The 7,717-nt window shown below is 37.6% G+C and carries 8 protein-coding genes; 6 read left to right on the forward strand and 2 right to left on the reverse strand.

Annotated elements, in window-relative coordinates; genetic code table 11:
* On the forward strand, positions 1 to 1,257 hold a 1,257-nt coding region (locus QZ620_RS12665; RefSeq protein WP_295182252.1), incomplete at its 5' end, for a molecular chaperone HtpG.
* 71 nt (positions 1,258 to 1,328) lie between these two features.
* The gene (locus tag QZ620_RS12670; RefSeq protein ID WP_295182254.1) at positions 1,329 to 2,144 is read left to right on the forward strand and encodes a DUF6503 family protein; all 816 of its coding nucleotides are present in this window, start codon (positions 1,329 to 1,331) and stop codon (positions 2,142 to 2,144) included.
* 1 nt (position 2,145) lies between these two features.
* Here the strand turns inward: QZ620_RS12670 and QZ620_RS12675 are convergent, their stop codons facing one another.
* Positions 2,146 to 4,377 carry a response regulator gene (locus QZ620_RS12675; RefSeq protein ID WP_295182257.1) on the reverse strand — a complete coding sequence of 744 codons (2,232 nt, stop codon included), beginning with the start codon at positions 4,375 to 4,377 and terminating at the stop codon, positions 2,146 to 2,148.
* 147 nt (positions 4,378 to 4,524) lie between these two features.
* On the opposite strand from QZ620_RS12675, the gene QZ620_RS12680 reads away from it, so the two are divergent.
* Both QZ620_RS12680 and QZ620_RS12685 read left to right on the forward strand, forming a co-directional pair.
* Positions 4,525 to 4,881, forward strand: coding sequence for a hypothetical protein (locus QZ620_RS12680; RefSeq protein WP_295182260.1), 357 nt, complete (start codon positions 4,525 to 4,527; stop codon positions 4,879 to 4,881).
* Between the two features lie 4 nt (positions 4,882 to 4,885).
* On the forward strand, positions 4,886 to 5,464 hold the full coding sequence (locus QZ620_RS12685) for an alpha-ketoglutarate-dependent dioxygenase AlkB (protein ID WP_295182263.1): 579 nt from the start codon (positions 4,886 to 4,888) through the stop codon (positions 5,462 to 5,464).
* Here the strand turns inward: QZ620_RS12685 and QZ620_RS12690 are convergent.
* Positions 5,461 to 6,243 (reverse strand): S1/P1 nuclease, encoded by a 783-nt coding sequence (locus tag QZ620_RS12690; protein WP_295182266.1) that lies wholly within the window; start codon positions 6,241 to 6,243, stop codon positions 5,461 to 5,463. The genes QZ620_RS12685 and QZ620_RS12690 overlap by 4 nt on opposite strands.
* Before the next feature lie 117 nt (positions 6,244 to 6,360).
* On the opposite strand from QZ620_RS12690, the gene QZ620_RS12695 reads away from it, so the two are divergent.
* On the forward strand, positions 6,361 to 7,221 hold the full coding sequence (locus tag QZ620_RS12695) for an SPFH domain-containing protein (protein ID WP_295182269.1): 861 nt from the start codon (positions 6,361 to 6,363) through the stop codon (positions 7,219 to 7,221).
* Between the two features lies 1 nt (position 7,222).
* On the forward strand, positions 7,223 to 7,702 hold the full coding sequence (locus QZ620_RS12700) for a hypothetical protein (protein ID WP_295182271.1): 480 nt from the start codon (positions 7,223 to 7,225) through the stop codon (positions 7,700 to 7,702).
* The last annotated feature ends 15 nt before the right edge of the window (positions 7,703 to 7,717 follow it).

A 7,717-nucleotide genomic window follows, 5' to 3' on the forward strand; every position in this document is an offset into this window, starting at 1 on the left:
CCTCTCCCTGAAGATGCTAAAGAGGATGCGAAGCCAGAAACAAAGACTGTTGATAATATCATCAACAATCCAAATCCTGCATGGACAAAGCAACCTACAGATCTAGAGGAAAAAGACTACAATGATTTCTATAAGGAATTGTATCCAATGCAATTCGAAGATCCATTATTTCATATCCACTTAAATGTAGACTATCCTTTTAACCTGACAGGAATTCTTTATTTCCCGAGAATGGCTCAGGATATGAACATTCAGAAGGATAAGATCCAGTTATACCAGAACCAGGTTTATGTAACCGATAACGTGGAAGGTATAGTGCCGGAATTCCTTACAATGCTTCGTGGAGTGATCGATTCTCCAGATATTCCACTTAACGTGTCAAGATCTTATTTACAGGCTGATGGAGCTGTTAAGAAGATCTCGAGTTATATCACACGTAAAGTAGCGGACAAACTGAAAAGTTTATTCAACAACAATCGTGAAGATTTTGAGAAAAAATGGAATGATATCAAGATCGTGATCGAATACGGAATGCTTTCCGAAGATAAATTCTTTGAAAAAGCTGATAAATTCGCGCTGTATCCAACTACAGAAAATGAATTTTTCACTTTTGAAGAGCTTAAAGAAGCGATAAAGGATAATCAAACCGATAAGGATGATAAACTGGTTATTCTATATGCTTCTAATAAAGACGAGCAACATAGTTATATCCAGGCAGCTAAGGATAAAGGCTACAAAGTATTAATGCTGGATAGCCCTATAGTTTCTCACCTGCTTCAAAAACTTGAAACGACTCATGAGAATATCTCATTTGTAAGAGTAGATTCAGATCACATCGATAACCTTATTAAGACAGATGATGAGAAGATCTCTAAACTATCTGATGAAGAAAAGGAAAAACTTAAAAGTGATTTTGAAAAAGTAATTCCTGCGGAAAAGTACACGATCCAAATGGAGGCTATGGACAGCACCGCCGCGCCATTAATTATTACTCAACCGGAGTTTATGCGTAGGATGAAAGAGATGCAACAGACCGGTGGTGGCGGAATGTTTGGAATGGGTAATATGCCTGAAATGTATAATCTTGTGGTTAATACCAATCACGAGTTGATAAATACTATTCTAAACACCAAAACTGAGAAGAAGCAACAACGCTTGATCAAGCAATCTCTTGACCTCGCAAGATTATCTCAAAATCTTTTGAAAGGTGAAGAACTCACCGATTTTATTAAAAGAAGTTTCGATATGGTAAAGTAATCACTTTACTTCCGACTAACAAAGCCGCTGAATTACAGCGGCTTTTTTTATTAACCAATAAATTAAATAACATGAAGAAAATCATTGCACTATTCTTAATTGCCAGCATCGTAAGCTGTAAGAATTCTTCCGAAGAAGAAAGAATCCCTGTTGAAGCTGATAATGGTATTGGAGATGGCGCAGGACCTCCTCAGGTTCTAAGTTTTTCGGAAAATATCGAAGAGGCTCATAACAAAGCAGCCTTTAAAATGAAGGAAGCAGTTTCTTTCGATATTCAGCTTAACTTTGGAGGTTCAGAAAGACTTAAGGCAAAACTGGCTATGAATACCAACTCAAGTGGGATTAAAATCGAGAAAAATAATGGTTCTACAATCGTATTTGATGGAAGTGAAGTAGCTATTTCACCGGATTCCAGTGCTACAGATGGCGCTCGTTTTGATATATTTACCTGGCAGTATTTCTTTGCTATGCCTTTTAAACTTACAGATCCAGGTACCGTTTGGGAAAAATCAAGTCAGCGCAAACTTGATAGCCTGGAATACCCATCCTCAAAACTAACTTTTAAGAGTAACACGGGAGATTCACCAGATGACTGGTATGTGGTGTATCAGGACGATAAAAGCAAGTTGCTAAAGGCCGCCGCCTATATTGTGACTTTTGGTACAGATAAGTCTAAAGCTGAAGAAAATCCACATGCGATCATGTATAGTGATTATAATACAGTCGAAGATGTGAGTTTCGCCACTACCTGGAGTTTCCACAACTGGAATGAAGAAAGCGGATTAGGGGAAAAAATTGGAGAGGCTAAGATCTCGAATATACAGTTCTTTCAACCTGAAGAGAATTATTTTCAGATTCCCGAAAATTCAAAAGAGGTTAAGAAATAAGCTAAACCTTTTCTGGAATAGCAGACATGCTTAAATTCTTATAAATGATCTGGTAAAATTGCTGCACATCATATGGTTTTATAATGATGTCGCTCATCCCTGCAGATTGGATCTCCTCACGAATTTCTTCTACCTCTACGGCCGTTAAAGCTACAATAGGCAGATATTTATTGAAGGTACGTATTTCACTGGTAGCTTCCAGTCCGCTAATGCCGGGCATATTCACATCCATAAGTACAAGATCGTAATTAGATTCCCTGACCATTTCTATCGCTGTAGTACCATCGCCGGCAACTTCACATTCAAAATCCTTCTTCTCAAGAATTCTTTTGGTAACTACCTGATTGATTCGGTTATCATCAACGATTAGGATACGTTTTTTACCATGCAAAGCAAGTTGATCCAGATCATCTTCTATAACCGGAACTTCAGTTTTAGTATGATCAATTCCGAAGTCTATAGTGAAACTAAATGACGAACCTTCCCCTTCTTTAGTATCCAGTTTGATCTTAGAACCAAAAAGTTTCAGTAATTTTTTCACAATAGGTAAACCTAGTCCAGTTCCCTGATAATTATAATTACTATTCTCTAATTGCGAGAATTCCTCAAAGATCATCTTCTTCTTACTTTCAGGTATCCCTGGACCATTATCCTCAATTACAAAATGAATCTTCGCGGAATCTGTATTTTCCTCCAGATGATTAATGCTGATTTTAATAAGGCCACGCTCGGTGAACTTCATAGCATTACCAACCAGATTCATAAGGACCTGCGACAAACGAACAGAATCGCCTATCAGGTATGATGGAATTTGATCGTCTATATCCAGATTGATCTCATTCTTATTCTGTACTCTCGTAAATTCAAAACTATTTACAATACTACTTAGAAGTTCCCTAATGTTGAACGATACACTCTCCAATTTAACTTCATTACTTTCCATCTTATTCATTTGCAGAACATCGTTGATGAGGGCCAGAAGATAATCTGCAGAAAATTTTAATGATTTAAGATCAGTTTTGTGTTTTTTCAGCCTTTTATCCTCCAGTAGTAGCGAGGTAAGTCCAATTACTCCGTATAAAGGCGTTCGAATCTCGTGACTTACAGTACTGAAAAACCTGGTTTTCATCCTGGATAAATTTTCAGCCTGGTCACGTGCAGATTTATACTGCTTATTTTTCTTCTGAAGCTCGGAAATTAGATTTCGTCTATCACGGTTTATTTTGAAAAGAAACACTAATATAAAAACCAGTACTACTGAAGAAATGACCATAATGATCACTTTTTCCTTAGAACGGTCTATCAATTCATCCTTGAGGCTCTGTTCCCTTTGGGCAATTTCAAGATCCTTTTCATACTCTGATAGTTTGAATTTCGCATCAGCGATTTCCATCTCCCGAACTTTTTCATTCTCGAAAATAAGATCGTTGAATTCGGTAAACTTTCTTTGTGCATTGAAAGCTCCCTGATAATCACCCTCCTTTTCGAGAAACCCAGCATAATATTTATAGGCCTCAGCCGCTGTAATATACAGGCTGTCCTTTTCAGCTAACTGCAGTGACTTATCGTAATATACATGAGCAGAATCAAATGCCTTTTTGTGCGCATAATATCTTCCATGCAGCATATACATTTGAGATAACCAGGAATTGTAACGGGAATCGTTTTCCTGAACCTCATCCAGCATTAGTTCAAGTGCACGATCTAAATATGGAAATGCTTTGTCATATTGATTTGCATCAAGATAGGTCCATCCAATATTGGTAGTTGGCGCTATGAGCTCTTCCTTCATATTTAGCTCTTTTGCGAGCTTTATAGCTTTATTATAATAAGAGATCCCTTCATCCCTAAATGCTGGATTCTCAGATAAGGCATTCCCAAGATTATTATAGGAAGTTAAGATTATGGAGTCATTTCCAGTCTTTTCGGCATATTCCAGACCAAAGGTATAATTCTGCCGGGCACGTGCTAGATCTTTTGTATCGGAATATATATGTCCCAAGGAATGATAAGCTCGAGAAACATAAAGGTTATTCTCCTTTTCTTTTGCTAAAGTGACAAGATCGTAAGCTTTGTCTACCGCCTGCTGATACTGGTATTTTAAAATATCCTCATTGACTTTTTCAAGCAGAGTTTGAAGTGTATCTTTCGGTTTTTCACGGCTATGCTGCGCATAAGTAACGCTGAAGCATAAAAAAAACAAGAGAAAATAAACTGAAACGTTTGTTTTCAATTAAATTATATTAGGTTATCGATAGATTTTGGACGCTGAAATTACTCCATTTAAAGTACTTACACAACTAAAATTTTCAAAAAACGTCTAACTATTAACAATTTAGCTAAGCATTTATTTGCATTATCTTCACCAAAAATCTTAATTATGGAAAATCCGTGGCATCTTTATCTAATGTCCATTATGTACATTTTCGCAGGAATAATGCATTTTTTAAAACCTAAAATGTATATGCGAATTATGCCAAGATACCTGCCTGCCCACAAGCAGCTGGTTTTACTCAGTGGTCTCGCTGAAATCCTTCTTGGAATTGGATTATTATTTACTTCAACACGAAACGCTTCCATCTATGGTATCGTGATCATGCTGCTTATTTTTTTACTGGTACACTTTTATATGCTGTCTTCAAAAAAAGCCGCAGCAGGAATTTCTCGCTGGATTTTAATTGCACGAATTCCCCTACAGTTTGTTCTTATCTGGTGGGCACTATTTTACCTGATCTAGGCTTATGGAAATTATAGAATTACAAGGTGCAAGTCTGCTCTATATTGCAGATTTTCTAAGTGATGAACAAGCGGATAAACTCTTTGAAAAATTGCTGCATTACGAGCGATGGAGGCAGGATCATATCAAAATGTTTGGCAAAGACATACTTCAGCCAAGACTTACCGCTTTATTCAGTGATAATAACAACGCATACACCTACTCTGGTCTTACGGTGCATCCAGAGATATTCCCTTCCTATTTGACAGGTGTTAAGGAACGCTGTGAAGAGATTTGTGAACAGTCTTTTAATGCCTGCCTGGCGAATCTCTATCGCGATGGTCAGGATAGTATGGGCTGGCATGCCGATGATGAAAAAGAGCTTGGAACCAATCCTGTAATTGCTTCAGTAAGTATTGGTGAGCCCCGCATATTTCATCTAAAGCATCGAAAAGATAAGAACCTTACCTACAAAAAAAGGCTACAACACGGTAGCCTTTTAGTAATGAGAGGTGAAACTCAGAAATTCTGGAAACATCAATTACCAAAAACAAAGAAGCAAATTGGCCCCAGAATAAATCTCACGTTTCGAAAAATATATTAAGAGTAGATATCATTCAAAACCTTCGCAAGTCTTAGTCCGCCTTTTTGCAACTGGGCCAATACCTGCGGCATATGATCATACATATATCTATATCCTAGCTTTTCACCATTCTCTACCCCGTCATATAGATCCTCTGCCATATCTCTCGATTCATAAACCCAGTCCAGCAATTCACCTTTCTGTATTGTTGCCTTTTGCTTCTTGGTAAGCCTTCCTGTATTCATCGCTAATTCAGTATAGCTCATCTGGTAAAAATTGATCATCTCACTATCCCAAACCCTGTGAATGTTCGAACCATCATTGAACCATCGCACCTGAATATCGTTTCCTCCTTTATCTTCAGAATGTCCTGTATGGAATGGCTGATGCAGGTCTCCTACAAAGTGGACGAGCATTTTTAAGTGAAACTGCTTCTCATCCCTGGAAGCCGACTTATCCTTTAATACTTTCACGCATTTTCTGATAGCTTGAACCAGGTCCCCATCTTCACTTGCTTCAGCTTCGATATAAGTATCCTGATCTGGATCAATATTTACATAATGCCAAGGTCCATATTTTCTGTATGCAGCATCGCTTTTGATGTCATCTGCGTAATTAGCCACAAATGCAAGTCCATGGCCATCCAGTAGATCATTGATTGCCTTCTGGGCTTCTTTAGATAAGTGACTTTGCGCAATCTCTGCAGTTGCACGATGACCTGTTCTCCCCCATTCTGAATCGGCAGCCTGACCTTTAGCACACATCAGTAAAACAGCGAAAAGAAATAGTATTTTTTTCATAGTAGTATTTTATAGAATCCAAATATAAGGCTCCCAATAAAATTTTAGTGTTAAGAATTGAAATTCATTAAATTTAATATAGTATATTTATGATATCATTTTAATATCATATTTCACATGACTGAAGAAAAAACTATCACTGGATTTAATGGATATATTATGCTATTCGCATTCTTGATCCTTTTGTTTGGAAGTATTATTGCCATTTTCAATACCGGTAGTCCAGTATGGGCATTGGGAGTACTCCTCGCTTTTCTTATAGTTCCCGGCCTTATCCTGGTGAATCCAAATGAGTCTAGAGTACTTCTGCTTTTTGGTGATTATAAAGGAACTGTTAAAGAAAATGGACTTTTCTGGGTGAATCCGTTCTACACCAAAAAGAAGATCTCGTTAAGAGCGAGAAATTTTGACAGTGAAAGATTAAAAGTGAATGATAAGCTTGGAAATCCAGTAATGATAAGTACCATTCTGGTTTGGAGGGTTCAGGATACTTTTAAAGCATCCTTTGATGTAGATAATTTTGAGAATTTCGTAGTGGTACAGACTGATGCAGCCGTTCGGAAATTAGCCAGTTTATACCCATATGATAATTTTGCAGATGAAGGTCTGGATGAGGATATCACTTTGAGATCCAGTGTAAATGAAGTAAGCGATGCTTTGGAAAAAGAGCTGGAGGAACGATTGAATATTGCTGGAATTGAAGTTCTCGAAGCACGTATTGGATATCTTGCCTATGCAAATGAAATTGCCAGCGCTATGTTGAAGAGACAACAGGCTACGGCAATTGTGGCTGCCAGGCATAAGATCGTAGAAGGTGCAGTTAGTATGGTGGAAATGGCACTCGAGGAACTTAGCAGAAAAAAAGTAGTTGAATTGGATGGAGAACGAAGAGCTGCAATGGTTAGTAATCTTATGGTGGTGTTATGTGGAGATCGGGATGCGACACCCGTTGTGAATGCCGGAACTTTGAATCACTAGAATGCACATATTCAAGGAGAACCAGAAATTCAGACAATGGTGGCTCATTATTCTTATGATTACGATTGTAATTGCCAGTGCACTCCCTCTTTTTTCAGAAATATCCACAAATGAGGTGCAGCTAAAAAGTTTGATCGCGCCAATAATTAGTTTACTCGTATTTATTCTGATATTTATTCTGAATCTTGAAACAAAAATTAATAGCAAAGGAATTAGTGCAGGTTTTGAACCATTACCTTTCTTCAGAAGACATTATGACTGGGACGAGATTCAGGAGTGTTATATAAGAACCTATGCACCGGTTTCTGAATATGGAGGCTGGGGAATTCGAGGCTTCGGAAGAGCAAAGGCCTATAATGTATCAGGAAACATAGGCATCCAGATCATCACAAAAAATAATGAACGCTTTTTGATTGGTACAGAAAAACCTGATCTGGCAAAAAGAGCGATCAGGAAGCATTTTAAAAAATCTAAAGAATGAAGAAGTCAATCTGTT

Source organism: uncultured Christiangramia sp., from assembly GCF_913046405.1.
GTDB lineage: Bacteria > Bacteroidota > Bacteroidia > Flavobacteriales > Flavobacteriaceae > Christiangramia > Christiangramia marina.